This is a genomic window from Pseudomonas sp. rhizo25 (genome assembly GCF_031931935.1).
GTDB classification, from domain to species: Bacteria; Pseudomonadota; Gammaproteobacteria; order Pseudomonadales; family Pseudomonadaceae; genus Aquipseudomonas; species Aquipseudomonas synxantha.
This window is the reverse complement of record NZ_JAUJXA010000005.1, coordinates 200,774-225,926: the sequence shown is the minus strand read 5'-3', so window position 1 is coordinate 225,926 and position 25,153 is coordinate 200,774. Positions and strand designations below refer to the sequence as shown.

23 protein-coding genes are annotated in these 25,153 nt (G+C 61.1%); 15 read left to right on the top strand and 8 right to left on the bottom strand.

Annotation, left to right across the window (positions count from 1 at the left end):
- Window positions 1-264: 264 nt before the first annotated feature.
- From hydA to preA, 3 genes are all read left to right on the top strand, one after another.
- Window positions 265-1,704: a dihydropyrimidinase gene (hydA, locus tag QZR30_RS13410; RefSeq protein WP_311903414.1), complete on the top strand. Its 1,440-nt coding sequence runs from the start codon at window positions 265-267 to the stop codon at window positions 1,702-1,704.
- Window positions 1,705-1,866: 162 nt separating this feature from the next.
- Window positions 1,867-3,234: an NAD(P)-dependent oxidoreductase gene (locus tag QZR30_RS13405; RefSeq protein ID WP_046068729.1), complete on the top strand. Its 1,368-nt coding sequence runs from the start codon at window positions 1,867-1,869 to the stop codon at window positions 3,232-3,234.
- Window positions 3,234-4,508: an NAD-dependent dihydropyrimidine dehydrogenase subunit PreA gene (gene preA / locus QZR30_RS13400; RefSeq protein WP_046068730.1), complete on the top strand. Its 1,275-nt coding sequence runs from the start codon at window positions 3,234-3,236 to the stop codon at window positions 4,506-4,508. The genes QZR30_RS13405 and preA overlap by 1 nt, the downstream gene beginning before the upstream one ends.
- Window positions 4,509-4,621: 113 nt before the next feature.
- Here preA and QZR30_RS13395 read toward each other — a convergent pair whose 3' ends face one another.
- Window positions 4,622-5,242: a TetR/AcrR family transcriptional regulator gene (locus QZR30_RS13395; protein WP_043048725.1), complete on the bottom strand. Its 621-nt coding sequence runs from the start codon at window positions 5,240-5,242 to the stop codon at window positions 4,622-4,624.
- A gap of 116 nt (window positions 5,243-5,358) precedes the next feature.
- Between QZR30_RS13395 and copC the strand changes: the two genes are divergently transcribed.
- The 8 genes from copC to QZR30_RS13355 all read left to right on the top strand — a co-directional run bounded on the left by copC (window position 5,359) and on the right by QZR30_RS13355 (window position 12,831).
- Entirely contained in the window at window positions 5,359-5,724 is a 366-nt protein-coding gene (copC, locus tag QZR30_RS13390) for a copper homeostasis periplasmic binding protein CopC (protein ID WP_046068731.1), read from the top strand.
- A 3-nt stretch (window positions 5,725-5,727) separates the two neighbouring features.
- Entirely contained in the window at window positions 5,728-6,585 is an 858-nt protein-coding gene (gene copD / locus QZR30_RS13385) for a copper homeostasis membrane protein CopD (protein ID WP_046068732.1), read from the top strand.
- A gap of 170 nt (window positions 6,586-6,755) precedes the next feature.
- Window positions 6,756-8,018: an OprD family porin gene (locus QZR30_RS13380; RefSeq protein WP_311903411.1), complete on the top strand. Its 1,263-nt coding sequence runs from the start codon at window positions 6,756-6,758 to the stop codon at window positions 8,016-8,018.
- A gap of 198 nt (window positions 8,019-8,216) precedes the next feature.
- A complete protein-coding gene (locus tag QZR30_RS13375; protein WP_311903410.1) occupies window positions 8,217-9,035 on the top strand; it encodes an NAD-dependent epimerase/dehydratase family protein in 819 nt (272 codons plus the stop codon).
- A gap of 30 nt (window positions 9,036-9,065) precedes the next feature.
- Complete coding sequence (locus QZR30_RS13370) at window positions 9,066-9,941, top strand: SMP-30/gluconolactonase/LRE family protein (protein ID WP_046068735.1); 876 nt, start codon at window positions 9,066-9,068, stop codon at window positions 9,939-9,941.
- A 51-nt stretch (window positions 9,942-9,992) separates the two neighbouring features.
- A complete protein-coding gene (locus tag QZR30_RS13365) occupies window positions 9,993-10,955 on the top strand; it encodes a TRAP transporter substrate-binding protein (protein ID WP_046068736.1) in 963 nt (320 codons plus the stop codon).
- Window positions 10,956-11,020: 65 nt separating this feature from the next.
- Window positions 11,021-11,548: a TRAP transporter small permease gene (locus QZR30_RS13360; protein WP_046068737.1), complete on the top strand. Its 528-nt coding sequence runs from the start codon at window positions 11,021-11,023 to the stop codon at window positions 11,546-11,548.
- A 2-nt stretch (window positions 11,549-11,550) separates the two neighbouring features.
- Window positions 11,551-12,831 (top strand): TRAP transporter large permease, encoded by a 1,281-nt coding sequence (locus QZR30_RS13355; protein ID WP_046068738.1) that lies wholly within the window; start codon window positions 11,551-11,553, stop codon window positions 12,829-12,831.
- A 78-nt stretch (window positions 12,832-12,909) separates the two neighbouring features.
- On the opposite strand, the gene QZR30_RS13350 is transcribed toward QZR30_RS13355, so the two are convergent.
- Together QZR30_RS13350 and QZR30_RS13345 are read right to left on the bottom strand one after the other, a co-directional pair.
- Window positions 12,910-14,061, bottom strand: coding sequence for an HlyD family secretion protein (locus QZR30_RS13350; protein ID WP_274354919.1), 1,152 nt, complete (start codon window positions 14,059-14,061; stop codon window positions 12,910-12,912).
- Window positions 14,058-15,704 carry an MFS transporter gene (locus QZR30_RS13345; RefSeq protein ID WP_046068739.1) on the bottom strand — a complete coding sequence of 549 codons (1,647 nt, stop codon included), beginning with the start codon at window positions 15,702-15,704 and terminating at the stop codon, window positions 14,058-14,060. The genes QZR30_RS13350 and QZR30_RS13345 overlap by 4 nt, the downstream gene beginning before the upstream one ends.
- A 305-nt stretch (window positions 15,705-16,009) precedes the next feature.
- Between QZR30_RS13345 and QZR30_RS13340 the strand changes: the two genes are divergently transcribed.
- Together QZR30_RS13340 and QZR30_RS13335 are read left to right on the top strand one after the other, a co-directional pair.
- On the top strand, window positions 16,010-17,110 hold the full coding sequence (locus QZR30_RS13340) for an alkene reductase (RefSeq protein ID WP_311903409.1): 1,101 nt from the start codon (window positions 16,010-16,012) through the stop codon (window positions 17,108-17,110).
- Window positions 17,111-17,254: 144 nt separating this feature from the next.
- Window positions 17,255-18,067, top strand: a complete 813-nt coding sequence (locus QZR30_RS13335; protein WP_311903408.1) for an oxidoreductase — start codon at window positions 17,255-17,257, stop codon at window positions 18,065-18,067.
- A 45-nt stretch (window positions 18,068-18,112) separates the two neighbouring features.
- Here QZR30_RS13335 and QZR30_RS13330 read toward each other — a convergent pair whose 3' ends face one another.
- The 4 genes from QZR30_RS13330 to QZR30_RS13315 form a co-directional block, all read right to left on the bottom strand.
- A complete protein-coding gene (locus tag QZR30_RS13330; protein ID WP_046068742.1) occupies window positions 18,113-19,591 on the bottom strand; it encodes a DASS family sodium-coupled anion symporter in 1,479 nt (492 codons plus the stop codon).
- A gap of 108 nt (window positions 19,592-19,699) precedes the next feature.
- Window positions 19,700-20,506 (bottom strand): sulfite exporter TauE/SafE family protein, encoded by an 807-nt coding sequence (locus tag QZR30_RS13325; protein ID WP_056846626.1) that lies wholly within the window; start codon window positions 20,504-20,506, stop codon window positions 19,700-19,702.
- Window positions 20,507-21,751 (bottom strand): NAD(P)/FAD-dependent oxidoreductase, encoded by a 1,245-nt coding sequence (locus tag QZR30_RS13320; RefSeq protein WP_046068744.1) that lies wholly within the window; start codon window positions 21,749-21,751, stop codon window positions 20,507-20,509.
- A 51-nt stretch (window positions 21,752-21,802) separates the two neighbouring features.
- Window positions 21,803-22,138 carry an ArsR/SmtB family transcription factor gene (locus QZR30_RS13315; protein ID WP_043048744.1) on the bottom strand — a complete coding sequence of 112 codons (336 nt, stop codon included), beginning with the start codon at window positions 22,136-22,138 and terminating at the stop codon, window positions 21,803-21,805.
- Window positions 22,139-22,232: 94 nt separating this feature from the next.
- Between QZR30_RS13315 and QZR30_RS13310 the strand changes: the two genes are divergently transcribed.
- On the top strand, window positions 22,233-23,096 hold the full coding sequence (locus tag QZR30_RS13310) for an MBL fold metallo-hydrolase (protein WP_043048745.1): 864 nt from the start codon (window positions 22,233-22,235) through the stop codon (window positions 23,094-23,096).
- 136 nt (window positions 23,097-23,232) lie between these two features.
- On the opposite strand, the gene bkdR is transcribed toward QZR30_RS13310, so the two are convergent.
- Complete coding sequence (gene bkdR / locus QZR30_RS13305) at window positions 23,233-23,721, bottom strand: Bkd operon transcriptional regulator BkdR (protein ID WP_003174877.1); 489 nt, start codon at window positions 23,719-23,721, stop codon at window positions 23,233-23,235.
- 195 nt (window positions 23,722-23,916) lie between these two features.
- Here bkdR and QZR30_RS13300 point away from each other — a divergent pair, with 195 nt between their 5' ends.
- Complete coding sequence (locus tag QZR30_RS13300; RefSeq protein ID WP_056846629.1) at window positions 23,917-25,152, top strand: 3-methyl-2-oxobutanoate dehydrogenase (2-methylpropanoyl-transferring) subunit alpha; 1,236 nt, start codon at window positions 23,917-23,919, stop codon at window positions 25,150-25,152.
- The last annotated feature ends 1 nt before the right edge of the window (window position 25,153 follow it).

Here is a 25,153-nt window from a genome sequence, read left to right as displayed (position 1 = left end):
ATAAGAAATGTTGCTCAAAAGCAGAACCTGTCAAGTGCGTCAAAACGGTGAGGTGTTGCTACATTTTGGTGACTCAGTAATTTTTACTCTATAAATCAGTAGCTTAATGTCAGAAAAAGCTGAAGAAAAATCTTCTTGCTCAATCTAAAAACTCGGGCTAGTTTCTATTCCTGTCACCGATGACAGGAATTAACCGACCATCGGCGTGCAGCATTACAACACTTAGAACTGGCACAAGCCGGTCAAGCCTGTGAGGAACTCGACATGTCGCTGTTGATCCGTGGCGCCACCGTTATTACCCATGATGAAAGTTACCGCGCCGATGTTTTATGCGCAGGCGGTCTAATTCGCGCCGTTGGCACGGATCTGGATATACCCGCCGGCACTGAAATACTCGATGGCAGCGGCCAATACCTGATGCCGGGCGGCATCGACCCCCATACCCATATGCAGCTACCCTTCATGGGCACCGTGGCCAGTGAAGACTTTTTCAGTGGTACGGCGGCGGGTCTGGCCGGTGGCACCACATCGATCATCGACTTCGTGATTCCCAACCCGCAGCAATCGCTGATGGAAGCGTTTCACCAGTGGCGCGGCTGGGCAGAGAAGTCCGCCTCCGACTACGGCTTTCATGTGGCAATCACCTGGTGGAGCGAACAGGTACGCGAAGAAATGGCCGAGCTGGTCAGCCATCACGGCATCAACAGCTTCAAGCATTTCATGGCCTACAAGAACGCGATCATGGCTGCCGACGACACCCTGGTGGCCAGCTTCGAGCGCTGCCTGGAACTGGGCGCGGTGCCCACCGTACATGCCGAAAACGGCGAGCTGGTGTACCACCTGCAACGCAAGCTGATGGCCCAGGGCATCACCGGGCCGGAAGCGCATCCGCTGTCGCGCCCGTCCCAGGTGGAAGGCGAAGCGGCCAGCCGGGCGATTCGTATTGCCGAGACCATCGGCACGCCACTATACCTGGTGCATGTGTCGACCAAGGAAGCGCTGGATGAGATCACCTACGCCCGGGGCAAGGGCCAGGCGGTCTACGGCGAGGTGCTCGCCGGCCACTTGTTGCTGGATGACAGCGTCTACCAGCACCCCGACTGGCAGACAGCCGCCGGCTATGTGATGAGCCCGCCTTTCCGCCCGCGCGGGCACCAGGAGGCTCTATGGCACGGCCTGCAATCGGGCAACCTGCACACCACCGCCACCGACCACTGCTGCTTTTGCGCCGAACAAAAAGCCGCTGGGCGTGACGACTTCAGCAAGATCCCCAACGGCACCGCCGGCATCGAAGACCGCATGGCGCTGCTGTGGCACGAAGGCGTCAACACAGGGCGCTTGTCGATGCAGGAGTTCGTTGCGCTGACCTCCACCAACACCGCGAAGATCTTCAACCTCTACCCACGCAAAGGCGCAGTGCGCGTAGGTGCCGACGCCGACCTGGTGCTGTGGGATCCGCAAGTCACGCGAACCATTTCGGCCAAGACTCACCATCAGCAGGTCGACTTCAACATCTTCGAAGGCAAGACCGTACGCGGCGTGCCGAGCCACACCATCAGCCAGGGCAAGCTGGTCTGGGCCGATGGCGACCTGCGCGCCGAACGTGGCGCCGGGCGCTATGTGGAGCGGCCCGCGTACCCGTCGGTGTTTGAGCAGTTGAGCAAGCGGGCGGAGCATTCCAGGCCGGTTGCTGTGAAGCGCTGAAACCGCCATCGGGGGCAAGTCGAATCGTCGCACCGCCCCTCCCACATTTGATCGGGTTCACATAGATCCAGTGTGGGAGGGGGCTTGCCCCCGATGAGGCCAGTACAGCCAACAAAAATGCCCACATAGAGGCAATCCAAAAAAAACCGTGAGGCCACCACCGTGATCCAGACCCTGACCCACCTCCCCCACCCCCGAGAAGACGGGGCCACCCTCGCCAGCCAATTCACCGACCTGGCACCGCCCCTCAACGCCCGCCAAGCCCAACTGGAAGCCTCGCGCTGCCTGTACTGCTACGATGCGCCATGCGTGAATGCGTGCCCCAGCGAGATCGATATCCCGTCGTTCATCCGCAATATCCACACCGACAACGTCCAGGGTGCTGCGCAGAAAATCCTCTCGGCCAACATCCTCGGCGGCAGCTGCGCCCGGGTCTGCCCCACGGAGATCCTCTGCCAGCAAGCCTGTGTACGTAACAACGCCGAAGAATGCGCCCCGGTGCTGATCGGCCTGTTGCAACGCTACGCCATCGATAACGCGCACTTCAACGAACACCCTTTCCAACGCGCCGCGCCCACCGGCAAACGCATCGCCGTGGTCGGCGCCGGGCCGGCGGGCCTGGCCTGCGCCCACCGCGCTGCATTGCACGGCCATGACGTGGTGATTTTCGAAGCCCGGGAAAAAGCCGGTGGCCTGAACGAGTACGGGATCGCCAAATACAAACTGGTGGATGACTTTGCCCAGAAGGAACTGGATTTCCTCCTGCAGATCGGCGGCATCGAAATCCGCCACGGCCAGCGCCTGGGCGACAACCTGAGCTTGAGCGAGCTGCACCAGCAGTTCGATTCGGTGTTCCTTGGCCTAGGCCTGGCCGCCAGCAAACAGCTCGGCTTACCCCACGAAGAGGCCCCGGGCCTACTCGCCGCCACCGACTACATCCGCGAACTGCGCCAGGCCGATGACCTCAGCCAATTGCCCCTGGCCGACCGCTGCATCGTACTCGGCGCCGGCAATACCGCCATCGACATGGCCGTGCAGATGGCCCGCCTCGGTGCACGGGATGTGAACCTCGTGTACCGCCGCGGCCTCGCGGACATGGGCGCGACCCACCACGAACAGGACATTGCCAAGGCCAATCAGGTGCGGTTGTTGACCTGGGCCCAACCCGAAGAAGTGTTACTCGACGATCAGGGACGAGTCCGCGGCATGCGCTTCGCCCGTACTCACCTGGATAACGGTCGCCTGCTGCCCACTGGCGAAACCTTCGAGCTGGCCGCCGATGCGATCTTCAAGGCGATCGGCCAAGGGTTTGACGGCGACGCGCTGCACGACCCGCTGGCCCAGCAACTGCACCGCGTGGGCGAGCGCATCTTTGTCGACGAACAGCTGCGCACCAGCATCCCTGGCGTGTATGCCGGCGGTGATTGCGTCAGCCTCGGCCAGGACCTCACCGTCCAGGCCGTGCAACATGGCAAGCTGGCCGCCGAGGCCATGCACGCTCAACTCATGCTGAATGTGGAGGCTGCGTAATGGCCGATCTCTCGATTGTATTCGCCGGTATCAAGGCACCCAATCCATTCTGGCTGGCCTCCGCGCCGCCCACCGACAAAGCCTATAACGTGGTCCGCGCTTTCGAAGCCGGCTGGGGCGGCGTGGTGTGGAAAACCCTTGGGGAAGACCCCGCGGCGGTCAACGTGTCGTCGCGTTACTCAGCGCATTACGGGGCCAATCGCGAAGTGCTGGGCATCAACAATATCGAACTGATCACCGACCGTTCCCTGGAGATCAACCTGCGGGAAATCACCCAGGTCAAAAAAGACTGGCCCGACCGTGCGCTGATCGTGTCGCTGATGGTGCCGTGCGTTGAAGAATCCTGGAAAAATATTCTGCCCCTGGTGGAGGCCACCGGTTGCGACGGCATCGAACTGAACTTCGGCTGCCCCCACGGCATGCCCGAACGTGGCATGGGCGCAGCGGTCGGCCAGGTACCGGAGTATGTGGAACAGGTGACACGCTGGTGCAAGACGTATTGCTCGCTGCCGGTGATCGTCAAGCTCACGCCGAACATCACCGATATCCGCGTGGCAGCAAGAGCAGCGTATCGCGGCGGTGCGGACGCGGTGTCGTTGATCAACACCATCAATTCCATCACCAGCGTAGACCTGGAGCGCATGGTCGCCCTGCCGGTGGTCGGCACTCAGAGCACCCACGGCGGTTACTGCGGTTCGGCGGTCAAGCCGATAGCACTGAACATGGTCGCCGAAATCGCCCGCGACCCGCAGACCCAGGGCCTGCCGATTTGCGGCATCGGCGGTATCGGCAACTGGCGCGATGCCGCGGAATTCGTCGCCCTGGGCTGCGGCGCGGTACAGGTGTGCACTGCGGCGATGCTGCATGGCTTCAGGATTGTGGACGAGATGAAGGACGGGCTGTCGCGTTGGATGGACAGCCAGGGTTACACCAGCCTGCAGGCATTTTCGGGGCGGGCTGTGGGTAACACTACAGACTGGAAGTACCTGGATATCAACTACCAGGTGATCGCCAGGATCGACCAGGCGGCGTGTATCGGCTGTGGGCGTTGCCACATTGCTTGTGAGGATACTTCGCACCAGGCGATCGCCAGTTTGAAGCAGGCGGACGGCACGCATAAGTATGAGGTGATCGATGATGAATGCGTGGGCTGCAACCTGTGCCAGATCACCTGCCCGGTGGCGGACTGTATTGAGATGGTGCCGATGGACACCGGCAAGCCGTTTTTGAATTGGACGCACGATCCACGTAATCCTTATCGCGAGGCTGTGTAGGCCTTTTAGACCGCTATCGGGGGCAAGCCCCCTCCCACAGTGGATCTATGTGAACCTGATCAAATGTGGGAGGGGGCTTGCCCCCGATGAGGCCCCCAGCCTCAGGACAAGACTCAAGGCTCCAACCCAATCCCCCGCAAAATCACACTGGTCACGGTCTGGATCGCCTTCTCGAACTGCATGTCCGACAACGGCTGGTGGTCGTTCAGGATCTTCACCTGGTGATCAAAGTCGGCATAGTGCTGGGTCGAGGCCCAGATCATATACAGCAGGCTCGAAGGCTCCACCGGCAGGATGCGTTTGTCTTCCACCCACTGGCGAATCTTCGCCTCCTTCATCTTGGCCCAGTCGTACAGGCTTTCATCCAATGCCTCGCCGAGGGTCGGCGCGCCGTGGATGATTTCATTGGCCCAGACCTTGGAGCCATAGGGTCGCGTCCGCGAGCGCTGCATCTTGGCTCGGATATAACTGCTGAGCACCACCCGCGGGTCGTCGAAGGTCTCGAAGCTCAGGGCGTCCTGCTTCCACAGCTCGAGCAGGTCGAACAGCACCGCGCTGTACAGCTCGCTCTTGGTGGTGAAGTAGTAATGCAGGTTAGAGCGTGGCAGTTGCACCTCTTCGGCGATGTCGGCCATGGCGGTGCTGCCATAGCCTTTTTCGGCGAAGACTTTTTCTGCGGCCAACAGGATTTTCTCAACGTTGACTCGACGAATTCCACTCTTGTGATTGCCCATAAGGGCTCCCTGACAACAACACGGCCTAAAGACTACCACCGGCTCTAGATCGGGGCGACAGGCCAAGCCGAAACTTCGTACACTGCCCGCTCCTACCCATTGATTGGTATTGAACAATGTTGATCAAGAAAGCCCTGACCACCGTCGCCCTGCTCACCTCTCTGCTGGGCGCCTCGGCGGCATTTGCCCATGCCCACCTCGAGAGCGCAAAACCTGCGGCCAACAGCAATGTCGCCGCACCGAAAGACTTGCGCCTGACCTTCACCGAAGGCGTCGAAGCCACCTTCACCAAGGTGTCCCTGAGCAAGGACGGCACTGAAATCGCCATCAAGGACCTGGAAACCCCGGACGCGGACAAGAAAGTCCTGGTCGTGACCCCTGCTGCCCCGCTCGCGAGCGGCAATTACAAAGTGGTGTGGAATGCGGTGTCGGTCGACACCCACAAGAGCAGCGGTGAATACAGCTTCAAAGTCGGCCAGTAACCCATGGCAACCCTGCTGGTGCTGTGCCGTTTCCTGCATTTTATCGTCGTGCTGCTGATGTTCGGGGCTTGCGTGCTCCGGCCCTGGCTGCTCGGCGCTCAGGTACAACCGGCTCTGGACCGGCAACTGCTATGCATCACCCGTGGCCTGGCCTGGCTGGGGCTTGGCTCCGGCCTGGCGTGGTTGCTGCTGATCACCGCCAGCATGGCGGGCAGTTGGGACGCAGCGCTGCAACCGGCCACCGTGCGATTGGTGCTGGGCAAGACCTTTTTCGGCCAGGTATGGACCTGGCATCTGCTGCTGAATGTTCTGCTGGTGATCGTGCTGATCAAACCCTGGCCGGCCTTGCGTTTGCCGTTGATCACCCTACTGCTGGCGACTCTGGCACCGGTGGGCCATGGCGCCATGCTCGACGGGCTGAGTGGACAATTGCTGATCCTCAACCAAGTGGTGCATCTGCTGTGCGTAGGGGCTTGGCTGGGTGGGTTGCTGCTACTGGTGCTGATCCTCAGACACGCGCAAGACCAGCGGATGGAGCCGATTTTGCGGCGCTTCAGCGGCGTGGGTTACGGCCTGGTCGCAGGCTTGCTGGTAACCGGCTTGATCAACGTGCGCGTGCTCACCGGGCAACTGTGGCCCACGCCGTTGTTCAATGGGTTTGCCCTGATTCTGTTGATCAAGGTGATGCTGGTGCTGGGCATGTTGGCGCTGGCGCTGCTGAACCGGTTGCGCCTTGATCGCTGCGAACAGCGGCTGGGCAGCTTGAAGGCCAGTGTGATGGTGGAGTGGCTGCTGGGGGTCTGCGCAGTAGCCGCCGTTTCACTCCTTGGCACCCTGCCTCCGATGGTCCTGGCGGGATAAATCCACGGCAATTTTTTAAAGTTGAACCGTGCCCGCTTTATATCAAGGCTCGGCAGGTCATCGTATAACTTCTGCTTGACACACCCAGAAAACCCCGTAAATATCCCGCCAAATGTTGTACGACGACGTATAACAAATAATAAAAATAACAAAAGAAAGGGAGCCTCACTGTGAGTCAATTCGCCCGCAATTCCTGCTCGTGCCTCGGCCTTATCGGTCTCGGCGGCCTGGCGCTGACCCTGCCCCTCGCTACCAATGCCGAAGGCTTCATCGAAGATGCCAAGGCCACGCTCAACCTGCGCAACGCCTACTTCAACCGCAACTTCACCAACCCGACCAACCCCCAGGGCAAGGCCGAAGAGTGGACGCAGAACTTCATTCTCGACGCCAAGTCCGGCTTTACCCAAGGCACCGTGGGCTTCGGGATCGATGTGCTGGGCCTGTATTCGCAAAAACTCGATGGCGGCAAAGGCACCGCCGGTACCCAGTTGCTGCCGGTGCATGACGATGGCCGCCCCGCCGATAACTTCGGCCGCCTGGGCGTGGCGCTGAAGACCAAGCTGTCGAAGACCGAATTGAAGGTGGGCGAATGGATGCCGGTGCTGCCGATCCTGCGTTCCGATGATGGCCGTTCCCTGCCCCAGACCTTCCGGGGCGGCCAGGTCACGTCCAATGAGATTGCCGGCCTGACCCTTTACGGCGGCCAGTTTCGCGGCAACAGCCCGCGCAACGACGCGAGCATGGAAGACATGTTCATGAACGGCAAAGCCGCCTTCACCTCGGACCGTTTCAACTTCGGTGGCGGCGAATACACCTTCAATGACAAACGCACCCAGGTTGGCCTGTGGTACGCCGAACTCACCGATATCTACCAGCAGCAATACCTCAACCTCACCCACAGCCAACCTGTGGGCGACTGGACCCTGGGCGCCAACCTCGGCTTCTTCAACGGCAAGGAAGACGGCAGCGCCCTGGCCGGCGACCTGGATAACAAGACCGTGTCCGCCCTGCTCTCAGCCAGATACAACGGCCACACCTTCTACGTCGGCCTGCAGAAGCTCACCGGCGACAGCGTGTGGATGCGCGTCAACGGCACCAGTGGCGGCACCTTGGCCAACGACAGCTACAACGCCAGCTACGACAACGCCAAGGAAAAATCCTGGCAGTTGCGCCATGACTTCAACTTCGTGGTGCTCGGCGTCCCCGGGCTGACCCTGATGAACCGCTATATCAGTGGCAGTAACGTGCACACCGGGGCGATCACCGATGGCAAGGAATGGGGACGCGAATCGGAGCTGGCCTACACGGTGCAAAGTGGTGCGTTGAAAAACCTAAACGTGCGGTGGCGCAACTCCACCATGCGCCGGGATTTCAGCAATAACGAGTTTGATGAGAACCGGGTATTTGTCAGCTACCCGATATCACTGCTTTAAATGTGCCAGAGCTTTTGTAGGAGCGAGCTTGCTCGCGAGAAACCTATGGGCACCGCGTTTATTCAGTAACCACGCGTTATCGTTAACGTTTTTCGCGAGCAAGCTCGCTCCTACTGGAAGGGCGTTGACAACACAGGGAATCCCTAACACTATTTCCTCATAGTCATACGACAACCTACAACAAAAATTGGAATGCTCATGACCACCACCACGCCCGCCCCCTTCAACCGCCTGCTACTCACCGGTGCCGCCGGCGGCCTCGGCAAAGTCCTGCGCGAACGCATGCGCCCTTACGCCAAGGTCCTGCGCCTGTCGGACATCGCCGACATGGCCCCCGCTGTCGGCGCTCACGAAGAAGTACAGCCTTGCGACCTTGCCGATAAACAAGCTGTGCACCAGTTGGTGGAAGGCGTCGACGCCATCCTGCACTTTGGCGGCGTATCGGTGGAGCGTTCCTTCGAAGAAGTCCTCGGCGCCAATATCAGCGGCATTTTCCATATATACGAAGCCGCCCGTCGCCATGGGGTCAAGCGTGTGATCTTCGCCAGCTCCAACCATGTGATCGGCTTCTACAAGCAGGGCGAACAACTCGACGCCCACTCCCCTCGCCGTCCTGACAGCTACTACGGCCTGTCCAAGTCCTACGGCGAGGACATGGCCAGTTTCTACTTCGATCGCTACGGCATCCAGACCGTGAGCATCCGCATCGGCTCCTCGTTCCCGCAACCGCAGAACCGCCGGATGATGCACACCTGGCTGAGCTTCGATGACCTGACCCAGTTGCTCGAGCGCGCGCTGTATACGCCCAACGTCGGCCACACCGTGGTCTACGGCATGTCGGCGAACCTCGACACCTGGTGGGACAACCGCTACGCCGCGCACCTGGACTTTGCTCCCAAGGACAGCTCCGAAGTGTTCCGCGCCCAGGTTGAAGCCCAGCCACCGGTCGCCGCCGATGACCCGGCCGCGGTCTACCAGGGCGGGGCTTTTTGCGCAGCAGGGCCGTTCGGTGACTGAGTGCACAGCAACCCAAGGGAATGAGTGGCCATGAGCGCTGAATTGATTGTCGACGTCCGCAACGCCGTGGGCGAATGCCCGGTGTGGGTGCCCGAAGAAAACGCCTTGTATTGGGTGGATATCCCCAACGGCAGCCTGCAACGCTGGGACGCCGCCACCGGCTACCTCAGCGCGTGGAAGGCACCACAGATGCTCGCCTGCATCGCACGCACTCAAGCGGGCAACTGGGTGGCAGGCATGGAAACCGGCTTCTTTGAACTGACCACCCACAATGACGGTAGCCTCGACACTACGCTCCTGGCTGGTGTCGAACACCCGCGTCCGGACATGCGCTTGAACGATGGTCGCTGTGATCGCCAGGGCCGTTTCTGGGCAGGAAGCATGGTGCTGGACATGGGCTTGAACGCGGCCGAGGGCATTCTTTACCGCTATGCGTCCGGGCGCGCGCCCCATGCGCAACTGGATGGCTTCATCACCCTCAACGGCCTGGCCTTCAGTCCCGATGGCCGCACGATGTACGCCTCGGATTCGCATCCGCAGGTGCAGCAGGTGTGGGCCTTCGACTACGACACCAACACAGGCACGCCGTCCAATCGCCGCCTGTTTATCGATATGAACCACTTCCCCGGCCGCCCCGACGGCGCTGCCGTGGACGCCGACGGCTGCTATTGGATCTGTGCCAATGACGCCGGGCTGATCCACCGTTTCACCCCTGAGGGCCGCCTGGATCGTTCCCTCAGCGTACCGGTGAAAAAACCCACCATGTGCGCCTTTGGCGGCAGCCGCCTGGACACCCTGTACGTCACCTCGATCCGTGACGATGCGAGCGAACAGTCGCTGTCCGGCGGCGTATTCGCGCTCAACCCAGGCGTCAAGGGTCTGGCCGAACCGCACTTCATCCTCTAGCTGTACTGCTGTGCCTTGAATACAACAATAACAAGACAGGAGTGACACCCCATGGACTTCAAACGCACCTTGCTCGCCGCCGCACTCATCACCCTCAGCAGCGCCGCCCACGCGCTGGAAATCAAATTCGCCGACATCCACCCCGCCGGCTACCCCACCGTGGTCGCCGAAGAAAACATGGGCAAGGCCCTTACCAAAGCGAGCAACGGCGAACTGACCTTCAAGTACTTTCCCGGCGGTGTGCTCGGCTCCGAGAAAGAAGTGGTCGAACAGGCCCAGGTCGGCGCAGTCCAGATGACCCGCGTCAGCCTCGGCATCGTCGGCCCGGTGGTGCCGGATGTGAACGTGTTCAACCTGCCGTTCGTGTTCCGTGACCAGGCGCATATGCGCAAGGTCATCGATGGCGAGATCGGCGACGAAATCCTCGCCAAGATCACCAACTCCGAGTTCGGCCTGGTGGCCCTGGCCTGGATGGATGGCGGCACGCGCAACCTCTACACCAAGAAGCCGGTGCGTAAGATCGAAGACCTCAAGGGCATGAAGATCCGTGTGCAAGGCAACCCGCTGTTTATCGACGCCTTCAACGCCATGGGCGCCAACGGCATCGCAATGGACACCGGCGAAATCTTCAGCGCCTTGCAGACCGGGGTCATCGACGGTGCGGAAAACAACCCGCCGACCTTGCTGGAACATAACCACTACCAGAACGCCAAGTACTACACCCTCACCGAGCATCTGATCCTGCCGGAACCCATCGTGATGTCGAAGATCACCTGGAACAAGCTCAGCCCCGCGCAGCAGGACATGGTCAAGCAAGCCGCCAAGGCCGCCCAGGCCGACGAGCGCGTGCTGTGGGACAAGAAATCCGCCAGCAGCGAGGAAAAACTCAAGGCTGCCGGTGTCGAGTTCATCACGGTCGACAAAAAGCCCTTCTACGACGCCACCGCCCAGGTGCGCGCCAAGTACGGCGCACCGTATGCAGACATGATCAAGCGCATCGACGCCGTTCAATAACCTCCCTGCTCCCTGCATAAGGCCCGGCGCGGTCGGCATCGACGCGCCCGGTCACGGTGAACGCCATGAAGAATCTACTGCTGCGCATCAATGACCGTATCTACATGACCTGCATCTGGGTCGCCGGCCTCTCGGTCCTGGGGGTGGCGCTGATCATTCCCTGGGGCATCTTCGCCCGCTACGTCCTCGGCACCGGTTCCAGCTGGCCGGAGCCCACTGCGATCCTGCTGATGCTGGTGTTCACCTTTATCGGCGCCGCCGCCAGTTACCGAGCCGGCGCGCATATGTCGGTGGCGATGGTCACCGACCGCCTGCCCCCCGCCCAACGCCGCATCGTCGGCATCTTCTCGCAACTGTTGATGGGCACCATCTGCCTGTTCATGACCCTCTGGGGCACCAAGCTGTGCCTGTCGACCTGGAACCAGTTCATGAGCGCGATCCCCACCCTGCGCGTGGGCATCACCTACATGCCGATCCCCATTGGCGGCCTGCTGACCCTGATCTTTGTGGTGGAAAAACTCCTGCTCGGGGACCAGAGCAACCGGCGCGTTGTGCGCTTCGACCTGGTGGAAGAAAGCGAAGGGGCTGCCTGACTATGGACGCATTGATTCTGTTGGGCAGCTTTATCGCCTTGATCCTGATTGGCATGCCGGTGGCCTACGCCCTCGGGCTGTCGGCGCTGATCGGCGCGTGGTGGATCGACATTCCCTTCCAGGCCTTGATGATCCAGGTGGCGGGCGGGGTGAACAAGTTTTCGCTGATGGCGATTCCGTTCTTCGTGTTGGCCGGCGCAATCATGGCCGAGGGCGGCATGTCGCGGCGCCTGGTGGCGTTTGCCGGGGTGCTGGTGGGCTTTGTGCGTGGCGGCCTGTCCCTGGTCAACATCATGGCCTCGACGTTTTTCGGCGCGATTTCCGGCTCGTCGGTGGCCGATACCGCCTCGGTCGGTTCGGTGCTGATCCCGGAAATGGAACGCCGTGGCTACCCGCGAGAGTTCGCCACGGCGGTAACCGTGAGTGGCTCGGTACAGGCGCTGCTGACGCCGCCCAGTCACAACTCGGTGCTCTACTCCCTGGCTGCCGGCGGCACGGTGTCGATCGCCTCATTGTTCATGGCCGGCGTGGTGCCGGGCCTTTTAATGAGCGCGTGCCTGATGGTGCTGTGCCTGATCTTCGCAAAAAAGCGCAACTACCCCAAAGGCGAAGTCATCCCGCTCAAGCAGGCGCTGAAAATCTGCGCTGATGCGCTCTGGGGCCTGATGGCCATGGTGATCATCCTTGGCGGCATCTTGTCGGGCATCTTCACCGCCACCGAGTCCGCGGCCATCGCGGTGCTGTGGGCGTTCTTCGTCACCATGTTCATCTACCGCGACTACAAGTGGAGCGAGCTGCCCAAGCTGATGCACCGCACGGTGCGCACCATTTCCATCGTGATGATCCTCATCGCCTTCGCCGCCAGCTTCGGCTACATCATGACCCTGATGCAGATCCCGGCGAAGATCACCACGCTGTTCCTGACCCTGTCGGACAACCGCTACGTGATCCTGATGTGCATCAACGTCATGCTGCTGTTGCTTGGCACGGTAATGGACATGGCGCCGCTGATCCTGATCCTCACGCCGATCCTGATGCCGGTGATCCTCGGCATCGGCGTCGACCCGGTGCACTTCGGCATGATCATGCTGGTCAACCTCGGCATCGGCTTGATCACGCCTCCGGTGGGCGCGGTGTTGTTCGTCGGCGCGGCGGTGGGCAAGGTCAGCATCGAGAAAACCGTGACCGCGCTGCTGCCGTTCTATGCGGTGTTGTTTCTGGTGCTGATGGCCGTCACCTACATCCCAGCGTTGTCGTTGTGGTTGCCGAGCGTGGTGCTGTAACCCAATCGTCAGAACAGAGGTGAGCAAATGTGGGAGGGGGCAAGCCCCCTCCCACATTTTGTTCCGCATTGTGTCAGGTCAGGGTGGTGAATTTTTCAGGCGCCCCGCAGTATCGATACTCACCACCACCGACAACCCCGGCCGCAACCGCTCACTCTCGGCCTGATCCGGGTCTACGGTAATCCTCACCGGCACGCGCTGGGCGATCTTGACGAAGTTGCCGGTAGCGTTGTCGGCCTGCAACAGGCTGAACTCGGACCCGGTTGCCGGTGAGATGTGCTGCACCGTGCCATGGAATTTGCGGTGGTTCAGCGCGTCCACGGTGAAGGTCACCGGCTGGCCCACCTGCACATTATCCATCTGGGTTTCCTTCATATTGGCGATCACCCACAGCTGCTTGGGCACCAAGGCCATCAATTGCGCGCCGGAGTTGACGTAGGCGCCCAGGCGCACGCCGATCTGCCCGAGCTGGCCGTCGCGGGGGGCGGTGATGCGGGTGTTGGACAAATCGATGCGCGCCAGTTCCACCGCCGCCTCGGCACTCGCCACCGCCGCTTCCAGGGAGCCGCGGTTGACGATGACGGTCTGCAGGTCCTGCCGGGCAATTTCCAGGCTGGCCTGGGCCTGGGCCACGGCGGCGATGGTCTGGGCATTGGCGGCGCGGGTCACGTCCAGCTCGCGCTTGGACACCGAGCCGTCGCTGATCAGCTCTTCATTGCGGCGCAGATCCGCCGTGCTCTTGCGCGCCTGGGCCTGGCTGTCCACCAATGCGGCCTGACGCAGCTTGATGGTCGCTTCAGCGCTGTTGCGTTGCTGAACCACATTGGCCAGCGATGCCTTCTGCACCGCCAATTGTGCCAGCGCCTGGTCAAGGCGCTGCTTATAGATGCGGTCGTCCAGCCGCACCAGCAGGTCGCCGGCTTTCACATACTGGAAATCCTGCACCGGCACTTCAAACACATAGCCGCTGAGCTGCGGGCCGATAATCGTCACCTGTCCGCGCACCAGGGCGTTCTCAGTGGTCTCTACCGCGCTGCTGAACGGTGGCAACTGCCAGGCATACAGCACGATCAACACACCAATGATGGCAATCGCGGCGAAGCCCAGGGACGAGACAATACGCACCCGCAGGGAACGCGGCTCAGTCACCTTGGCGCCGGGGGGCGTGGTGCCTTCCGGGGTCGCGGCGATGGCGTTGGTGGTCGTGGTGGTAGAAGTCGGTTCGGTCATGAAGAAGCGCCGCTGGGTTGAACGGGAGGGGTTGCTGCCTTGGTGGTGCTCATCAGCCACAAGCTGCGGGTAAAGATCCAGAGCATGGTCAGCATCGCGATAATCGCGATCAGCATGAAGACATCGTTGTAGGCCATTACGTTCGCCTCACGGGTGGCCGCCGTGGCCAGGCTGCGAATACCCATGAGGTTGCGCAACTCCGGGTCGGCGACGATCCCGCCATAGGCCGAACCGCCGCTCTGCACCCGCGCCGCTACACGTGGATCGATCAGGGTCAGGTGCTCGACGATCATGCTCGAGTGATATTTCTCGCGCACGATCTGGAAGGTGCCGAGCAAGGCCGCGCCGATCAGGCCGCCGAGATTCTGGCAAATCCCGAACATCACCGAGAAGCTCACCAGGTTGCGTGGGTTGGTCAGCACGTTTTTCGTGCCCAGCACCATGGTCGGCCCGAGGAAGAACGTGCCGCCAAAGCCTAGCAGGAACTGGCTGATGTAGAGGTTTTGCGGGCGGGTCAGGTTGCTGGAGAAACTGTCCATGACCGAGCCTGTGGCCATCAGCGCCAGGGAAATCACCAGGGGCATCAGCAGGTGCGCCGGGTTGATCGTCAATGCGCTGACCACCAGCCCGGCGATCGCGCCGGCCAGCATCACCACATACAGGGTATGCATCTGCTGGTAGCTCATGTTGAGCATCTGCATGAACCCCACCGCACCGGTGGATTGCTCGGACAGCACCATACGGATCAGCACCACCGCCAAGGCCAGGCGAATCATCGCGCCGCTGCCCAGCCAGCGCGTCATCAGCATCGGGTTGCTGCGGTTATGCTCGATGGCTAGCCCCGTCATGATCAGCACCAGGGAACAGGCCGAGGCCACGCCGATCCAGGGTGCTTCCAGCCACCAGTCGATACGCCCCAACGACAGCACCGCGCAGAGCAAGGCCACGCCGCTGGCGAGGATGGCGAAGGTGAGAAAATCGAGTTTTTCAAAGGTCTTGAAGCGGTCGCCGGGTGGCAGCTTGAGCAGGAACACACAGCCCAGGCAGATCAAGGCCAGGCCCAATTCGAACAGGTATAGCCCGCGCCATTCGGCGATCTGCAGCAAGTCTTCGGAAAACAACCGCGCCAACGGTAACGCAAGCTGCGCGGTGCCCAAGCCGAGCACCAGGGCTTTCAGACGCCACTTCGCCGGGAACGCCTGGATCATGTAGTACAGGCCCAGTGAACTCAGTGCCGCGCCGACCATGCCGTGAGCGGCGCGCACGGCGATGGCCGAGTTGAGGTCGTTGACAAACAAATGCCCGAAGGTCACCAGCGCATAGAGCACCAGGAACACCTCGGTAAACGCGCGCAGGCCGAACTGCTGGCGAAACTTCACCAGCAGCAGGTTCATGCACACGTTGGTCATTACATAGGCGGCCGGCAGCCAGGCCATTTCAGCAGTAGTCGCGCCCAGGGCGCCTTGCAGGTATTGCAGGTTGGCGATGACCAGGGCATTGCCCAGGCCACCAGTGATCGCCACCAGCACTCCGACCATCGCGTACAGCCAGCGTTTGTGGGTGGGGTGCAGCGGCGTCGACGGCGAACCGGGCAGGCTCGGGCGCTCGTGGGGCTGCCAGGTGTGGGGGGTGTATTTATCCATTCGGTGACCTTGATGACCCGACGGGTTAAGTCGGTAAAACCATTACTCAGGCACAGTAAACCTGAGCGGCGTTCATCTTGCCATCTCGGACGTATCGGTAAGCGCCCATCCAGCCAGTCACACGCTGCTTTCTTTGCTCGAAGACAGTGCCGCCATGATCTCGGTGCGACAAGACACTATGATGTCGATCATAATCAAAACAGTTGACAGCTTTGATTATGATCGACATCATAAATTCACCAGCGCATGTCTCTGTGGCTGTTCGGCGCAGATCGCCGTCTCCGATCAACGTGTATGGAATCGAAATGAACGCCAATCCTTTGTTTGAACCCTACACACTGGGCCCACTGACGCTTTCCAACAGAGTGGTAATGGCACCACTGACGCGGAACCGCGCAGGGGCGGGCTTTGTTCCGAGTGAGTACGCTGCAACCTATTACAGCCAGAGAGCGTCGGCAGGCCTGCTGATTTCTGAGGCGACCCAGATCTCGCAGCAAGGTCAGGGCTATCAGGATACGCCCGGTATCTATACCAAGGCGCAGATTGAAGGCTGGCGCCCAGTCACCGACGCCGTTCATGCCAAAGGCGGGCGCATTTTCTTGCAGCTGTGGCATGTCGGGCGCGTATCCCACGTCGACCTTCAGGCAAACGGTGCTGCGCCGGTGGCGCCTTCCGCCCTGCAAGCCGCGACAAAAGTCTTCGTCAACAACCGCTTCGAAGATGCCTCGGCCCCCAGGGCGCTTGATATAGAGGAGTTGCCGGGGATCGTTAATGACTTTCGCCAAGCGGCGATAAACGCCATCGCCGCGGGGTTCGATGGCGTAGAAATCCACGGCGCTAACGGTTATCTACTCGATCAGTTCCTCAAGGACGGCGCCAACATTCGCACCGATGCCTACGGTGGCTCGGTTGAAAACCGTGCGCGCTTGCTGCTCGAAGTCACGGCTGCAGTAGTGGATGAGATCGGTGCTGATCGAACCGGCATCCGTATTTCGCCGGTGTCACCAGCCAATGGGGTTTCAAGCAGTGATCCGCAGCTGCAATTGGACTACGTCGTCGAACAGCTCGATGCCTTGGGCCTGGTTTACCTGCATGTGGTTGAAGGGGCCACCGGCGGGCCGCGCGACGTCTGCCCTTTTGACTTTGGCGCGCTACGCCAGCGCTTCAAAAATACCTACATCGCCAACAACGGCTATGACCTGGATCTGGCGACCTCCCGACTCAACGACGACAAGGCTGACTTGATCGCCTTTGGACGCCCGTTCATTGGCAACCCGGATTTGGTCGATCGGCTCAAAAACAATGTCCCCTTATCCGCAATCGATCCGACGACGCTGTATGGCGGCGGTGCAGCGGGCTATATCGACTATCCGGCGCTTGGCGAAACCAGCTCCGCACAGGGCTGAACAGCCTGGAAGCTGACCTGACTCAAACTCATGAACCGGCATTGAATAAACCGTGATCAAGGTGCATGCCAGCGGGGCAGAGCGAAGGGCAAAGTGCTCATCAGGATCATATGAGCAAGCACTCAATAACAGGCTGAATATCAAATGAAAACATCTTCGCAAAGAACCGCGATAGTGACTGGAGCATCGTCCGGTATTGGTCAAGCGGCTGCGCAGGCGCTGGTGCGTGCCGGCTATAGGGTATTCGGCACAAGTCGCAAGGCGGGTGCCAGCGCAACGCAGGTATCCATGCTCACCTGCGACGTGACAGACGACGACTCTGTCAGTGCGCTCGTGCGCACCGTACTCGAACAGACCGGGCGGATCGATCTGTTGGTCAACAATGCCGGCATCGGTATGCTCGGTGGCGCTGAAGAGTTCTCGATCCCGCAGGTCAAGGCATTGTTCGATGTCAATCTGTTCGGGGTGATTCGCATGACCAACGCGGTATTGCCGCTGATGCGCCAAGGTGGACAGGGGCGCATCATCAATATCGGATCGATCCTAGGCGTAGTGCCCGCGCCCTACTCCGCTCATTATTCGGCGGTCAAGCACGCGCTGGAGGGCTATTCGGAATCTCTTGATCACGAGGTACGCGCATTCGCTATTCGCGTTTCGGTCATCGAGCCCGCATTCGTGCGAACCGTCTTCGATCAAAACGGCATCGAGCCGGACTCGCCGTTGACGGAGTACGATCAGCCTCGGTCCGGGTTCCGGGCACTGCTGGGCGAGGTAATGCCCAAGGCCGACCTCCCAGACGTCGTGGCGGCAGTCGTAGTGAAAGCCGCGACCGATGCCCGCCCTCAGCATCGCTACACGGCTGGCAAGGCAGCGCGACAAATCAGCCTGCTGCGCCGCTTTGCCCCTGCCGGGTTCTTCGACACGGCCTTGCGCAAGCAATTTCGCCTGCCGGTTTGAATCACTAGACGTGCGGTTGTGCGCATTCAGCATGCGCATTCCAAATCAGACCCAACCGAGCCAACTCCAATAAGTGGCCGCAAACACCAACATCAACCCGTAACCAATCAACGTCACCAGGATCCCCACCTTGGCAAACTGCCGCGCCGTAAACGTCCCGGTGCCCAAACACACCATATTCTGCGGCGCATTGATCGGCAGGATAAACCCGTAGCTCATCACAAACCCCAGCAGCATCGTCATCCCCAACCGATTGAACTCCGCCGGCAAGGTCTGCAACACCGCGATCAATATCGGCAGCAACGCCGAGGTCAGCGCCGTCGCACTGGCGAACCCCAGGTGGATCACGATCAAAAACGCCGCCAGGATTGCAAACACTCCTAACGGCCCGACAAGGCCCAACCCGGTATGCGTCACCACCTGCGAGCCCAGCCATTGCCCAGCCTGGGTGGTCAGCAGTGCGGTACCCAGGCTGATACCCACGCCGAACACAATCACAGTGCCCCAGGGGATGCGCGACTGCACATCCTTCCAAGTCATCACACCGATGCCCGGCAGCAGCAAAAAGACCAGACCTGCATAGGTCGTCGAAGTAGTGTCAAACGCGTGCAGGCGGCCTTCGGTGGCCCAGGCCAGCAACAGCAGCACCGAGACCGCCAACAGGCGCTTCTGCGGTCCGGTCATCGGGCCGATGTCCACCAACGATTGGGCCACCGCTTCCTTGCCGCCAGGAATGCTGTCGGTTTCCGGCGGCAGCAACTTGATCACCAGCAACAGCAATACCGCCGACATGATCACTGCCCACGGCGCGCCGGCGATCAGCCAGTCGATCCACGACACGCGCTGGCCGAGCATCTTGTCCATAAAGCCCACGGTCAACAGGTTCTGTGCAGCGGCGGTCTGGATACCGACGTTCCAGATGCTGGTGCCCTGGGCCACCACGATCATCAGCCCAGCGGCGATGTTCGAGCGTTTGTCGACGCCAAACGCGGCAACCACCCCCATCATGATCGGCACCACGCAGGCACTGCGCGCCGTGGCGCTGGGTACAACGAGGCTGAGCAGGATAGTCACCGCAATCGCCCCCAGCAAAATACCGCGCGTACTGGTGCCGACCCGGGTCAGGGTCACCAGGGCGATGCGTCGGTCCAGGCCCGTGTGGGTCATGGCCGCAGCTATGAACAACGCCCCCGCCACCAACGCCAGCGCCGGGTTGGAGAAGCCGGTGAGCGCCATGCTGATGGCCGGGCTGGAGCCGATCAGGTGCGTGGGATCTTGCAGCGACGGCGCGGTGCCCAGCAGAAACGCCATGAGCGAGGTGATCATGATCGCGCTGGCTTCATAAGACACCGCCTCGGTGATCCACACCACCACGGCAAACGCGAGGATCGCCAGCATGCGATGCCCGGCCACCGGCAGGTCGGCGGGCAGCGGCAACAGCAGGACGCCGACCATCACCAGCACGCCGACCACCAGGCCCAGGGGTAATTTGAAGGATGCCGTGGTTATTGCCGGGGCGCTCATGGGGGGGTCTCCGTCGGCCTGTTAATCAGGCAGACACCATGGACCCATTCGCCGCAGCAGGTGTTGACGGGCATCAACGCACCACGCCGCCGCACCACCCGAAGAGGTTCAGCGCAATGCGTTAGCCAGCATTCCAACCGCGACCACCACACACAGGCTGGCAAAACCCACCTGCAAGCTGCGTGCAGGGATCACCGAACACAGGCGTCGCCCGGCCAGCATGCCGACGATGCTTGCGCCGATAAACACCCAGCCTACAGGCTCGATGCTAACCCCGGCATGAAACGCCCCTACCACGCCGATCAGGGAAAGCAGGCTGACCACCATCAACGAAGTCGCGACGATCCCACGCATCTGCACGTCGGTCAGTTGCTTGAACGCCGGCACGATCAGGAAGCCGCCGCCCACGCCAAGCAACCCCGAGACCGCGCCGGTCACCGCGCCCAATGCGGCCAGGGTGGCCGTGCATTTGGCCGTCCAGGCCAGGCGCCCGGTCTGCTGGTTGAGCATGCAGTTCTTCTGGCCCCACGAAGCCGAGCCATGGTCGCTTGGCCCGGCTTCGACTTTCTCGCGCCGCAACATGCGCCAAGCCACCAGCACCATCAAGGCACTGAACAAACCCATCAGCAGTTGCTCCGACAATTGGTGGGCGACGAACACGCCCAACGGCGAAAACAATGCGCCCAGCAATGCGATCAACAGCGCAGCGCGATAACGCACCAGCCCATGGCGCAAGCCATCAATGGCGCCCACTGCCGCCGCCGCGCCTACTGCGAGCAGCGACACCGGGGCGGCCTGGGTCATGCTCAAGCCCAGCCCCAGCACCAGTGCCGGCACCCCGAGGATGCCGCCACCGGCGCCGGTCAGGCCCATGACCAGGCCCATCAATACACCCAACACACTGGCCAGCAGCATTCAGTCCACCTTGCTCAGGCGGGTCAGCCACTCGCGGCCCTTGAGCATGCCGTTCCAGTAGAACCACGGCAGCAGCGTGGCCTTGAGAAACCACATAGAGCGGCGCGCCCGGGTCGGGTCGAGGGGAAAGGTCGGCAGCAGCTTGCCGCCGTAGCCGAACTCGGCGAGTACCACCTTGCCCTTCTCCACCGTCAGCGGGCAGGAGCCATAGCCGTCGTACTTGAGCGGCAGCGGCGCCTGTTTGCGCAGGGCCAGCAGGTTCTCGGCCACCACCACGATCTGCTTGCGCACCGCCGCCGCGGTCTTGGCGTTGCTGGTGCCGCACACATCGCCCAGGCCGAAGATGTGCGGGTAGCGCAGGTGTTGCAAACTGTGGGGGTTCACTTCGCACCAGCCGGCGGCATCGGCCAGCGGGCTCTGGCGGATAAAGTCCGGGGCCAGCTGCGGCGGCACGACGTGCAACATATCGAAGGTTTTCTCTTCGACGTTCACCTTGCCTTCGGCGTCTTTGACTTCGAACCAGGCCTTGCGCGCCGGGCCATCGACTTTCATCAGGTTGGAATTGAACGCCAGGCGCGCCTTGTATTTCTCGACGTATTTCATCAACGGCGGCACAAAGGTCGGCACGCCGAACAGCGCGGCGCCGGCCAGGTTGAATTCGACATCGATGTTGTTGAGATTGCCCTGCTTGAGCCAGTGGTCGCACGACAGATACATGGCTTTCTGCGGCGCGCCAGCGCATTTGATCGGCATGGCCGGCTGGGTGAACAGCGCCTTGCCGCCCTTGAGTTGCTGCACCAGTTGCCAGGTGTAGGCGGCATGCTCATAGCTGTAGTTGGAGGTCACGCCGTGGCGGCCGAGGGTGTCCTGCAGGCCCTCGATTTTCTCCCAGGCCAGGCGCAGGCCGGGGCAGACGATCAGGTTGTTCCAGGTCACGCGCTGGCCGCTGTCGAGCACCAGGGTTTGTTCGTCGGGCAGCAGCTCGCTGACGGCGGCCTGTACCCAACTGACGCCGTTGGGCAACACGTCGGCCAGCGGGCGGCGGGTCTTTGCCAGGTCGTAGGCGCCACCGCCCACCAGGGTCCAGGCCGGCTGGTAACAGTGGTAGTCGTTGGGTTCGATCAGGGTGATATTCAGGTGCGGGTCGCGCTTGAGCAGGCTGGCCACCAGGCCGATGCCTGCCGAACCGGCGCCGATAACGACGATATCGCCACTGATGGTGGGTCCCCAGTGTTGTTCGGTCATTGTCTACTGCCTTTTTGAGTCAATGCACACAAGGGTCGCTGCCGGATGGCGTCACGCCCAGCTTTTTATGACCGCGCCGCAATACAGGCCGGACAGGGTCTTCATTACTTGAATCACTTCGTGGCTGGCCAGGCCGTAGAAAATGTATTTACCTTCACGACGGGTTGCGACCAGCCCTTCATCGCGCAGGATGCCCAACTGTTGGGACAGGGTGGGCTGGCGCACGCCGGTCAAGGCTTCCAGCTCACCGACGTTACGCTCGCCCTGGGTCAACTGGCACAGGATCAACAGCCGGTCTTCGTTGGCCAGGGCCTTGAGCAGGCAACAGGCCTTGGACGCCGACGCACGCAACTGGGCGACTTCGCCCTCACTCAAGGTAGATTCCATTTGCTTCGGGTCCTTTATGTCACTTAAGCTCAAGACATTATGTTTAAACATAAACTGATTGTAACCACTTTTTTCTTCATCGGGGACAGCCGCCATGCCAGCGTTGATTCAAGCTTTTCTGGATGACGCATCGTCGACCTACACCTATATCGTCTATGAAGCGGATGGCGGCCCCTGCGCCATCGTCGACTCGGTGCTCAATTACGACCCGGCGTCCGGGCGTACCGACACCGCCCAGGCTGACAAGGTCATTGCCTTTGTGCGCGAGCACGGCTTGCAGGTGCAGTGGTTGCTCGAAACCCACGCCCATGCCGACCACCTGTCCGCCGCGCCCTACCTTCGTCGCACGTTGGGCGGCAAGATCGCGATCGGCGAGTCGATCAGCAAGGTGCAGGGCGTATTCAAGCACCTGTTCAACCTGGAGCCGGAATTTCGCGTCGACGGTTCACAGTTCGATCACCTGTTCGCACCGGATGAAATCTTTCATATCGGCGGTTTGAAAGCCCAAGCCCTGCATGTGCCGGGACACACCCCGGCCGACATGGCCTACTTGATCGACGGCCGCTTGATCCTGGTGGGCGACACGCTGTTCATGCCCGACGTCGGCACCGCCCGCTGCGATTTCCCCGGCGGCGATGCGCGGCAGTTGTACGCGTCGATGCGCAAGCTGCTGGCGTTCCCCTCGGATACCAAGCTGTACGTGTGCCATGACTATCCGCCTGAGGGGCGTGAGGCCAAGTGCCTGACGACGGTGGCGGAACAACGGGCGGGGAATATCCACGTGCATGACGGGGTGGATGAAGCGACGTTTGTAGAGATGCGCACCACCCGTGATGCCGGGCTGGGCATGCCGACGCTGTTGTTGCCGGCAATCCAGGTGAATGTGCGGGCGGGAAACATGCCGCCAGCGGAAGAGAATGGCGTGACCTACCTGAAGATCCCCCTCAACCAACTTTGAAATGCGGTAAAAAAATGTGGGAGGGGGCTTGCTCCCGATAGCGGCGTGTCAGTCAACTTATGTGTAGCTGATCCACTGCTATCGGGGGCAAGTCGAATCGTCGCACCGCCCCTCCCACATTTTGTTCTGTGTTGAATCAGGAACCGAGGCTGATGCCATTGGCCGGCAGCGGCAGCGCGGTTTTGTAGCGCACTTGCTTTAACGCAAAGCTGGAGCGAATGTTCGCCACCCCCGGCACCTTGGTCAAAAAGTCCATCATAAAGCGCTCCAGCGACTGGATCGTCGGCACCAGCACGCGGATCAGGTAATCCGGGTCGCCGGCCATCAGGTAGCACTCCATCACTTCCGGCCGGTCGGAGATCGCCCCTTCGAATTGCTGCAATGCCAGCTCATTCTGCTTTTCCAGGCTCACATGGATGAACACATTCACGTGCAGCCCCAACAGGTCGGCATCCAGCAGCGTGACCTGCTCACGAATCAGGCCCAGTTCTTCCATGGCCTTGACCCGGTTGAAACACGGCGTCGGCGACAAGTTGACCGAGCGGGCCAGGTCGGCGTTGGTGATCCGTGCATTCTCCTGCAGGGCGTTGAGAATGCCGATATCGGTACGGTCCAGTTTGCGCATGAGACAAAATCACCTGTTTATTATGTTTATGCAGTTTTTTTATCCGCAAATGGTCCCGGGCGCAATGAAACACAGATAAATATTCTTCTACGCCACGCCTATGATTGTTGTAGGACAGGATTTCTTCTACCCGAAGACTGACTGTCAGCTAGCGCGCCCACTACAAGAAATTCACAAGATAGAGCGTAGAAAGCCATGACCCAGCCGTATGCACCGCTGCGCCTGCACGTTCCCGAACCCTCGGGCCGCCCGGGCTGCAAGACCGATTTTACCTACCTGCGCCTGACCGACGCCGGCCTGGTACGCAAACCCGCCATCGACGTAGAACCCGCCGACACCGCCGACCTGGCCAAGGGCCTGATCCGCGTGCTCGACGACCAGGGCCAGGCCCTTGGCCCGTGGGCTGAAGGCGTGCCTGTCGAGATCATGCGCCGCGGTATGCGCGCCATGCTCAAGACGCGCATCTTCGACAACCGCATGGTGGTCGCCCAACGTCAGAAAAAAATGTCGTTCTATATGCAAAGCCTTGGCGAAGAAGCCATCGGCAGCGCCCAGGCCCTGGCCTTGAACATCGACGACATGTGCTTCCCCACCTATCGCCAGCAAAGCATTCTGATGGCCCGCGACGTGCCGCTGGTAGACCTGATCTGCCAACTGCTGTCCAACGAGCGCGACCCGCTTAAGGGTCGCCAGTTGCCGATCATGTACTCGGTCAAAGAGGCGGGTTTCTTCACCATTTCCGGCAACCTCGCCACCCAATTCGTCCAGGGCGTGGGTTGGGGGATGGCTTCGGCAATCAAGGGCGATACCAAGATCGCCTCGGCCTGGATCGGCGACGGCGCCACGGCTGAATCAGACTTCCACACCGCCCTCACCTTCGCCCACGTCTACCGTGCGCCGGTGATACTCAACGTGGTCAACAACCAATGGGCCATCTCCACTTTCCAGGCCATCGCCGGCGGTGAAGCCACCACCTTCGCCGGACGCGGCGTAGGCTGCGGTATCGCCTCCCTGCGGGTAGACGGCAACGACTTTATCGCGGTGTACGCCGCCTCGGCCTGGGCTGCCGAGCGTGCGCGCCGTAACCTTGGGCCAACCCTGATCGAATGGGTCACCTACCGCGCCGGTCCGCATTCCACCTCCGATGACCCATCCAAATACCGCCCCGCCGACGACTGGAGCCACTTCCCGTTGGGCGACCCGATTGCCCGCCTCAAGCAGCACCTGATCAAGATTGGCCAGTGGTCTGAAGAGGAACACGCGGCGGTCAGTGCCGAGCTTGAAGCCGAAGTGGTCAAGGCGCAGAAGGAAGCCGAGCAGTACGGCACCCTGGCCGGCGGCCAGATTCCAAGCGCCGCGACCATGTTCGAGGACGTCTATAAAGAGATGCCGGAGCACTTGAAGCGCCAGCGTCAAGAGTTGGGGGTGTGAC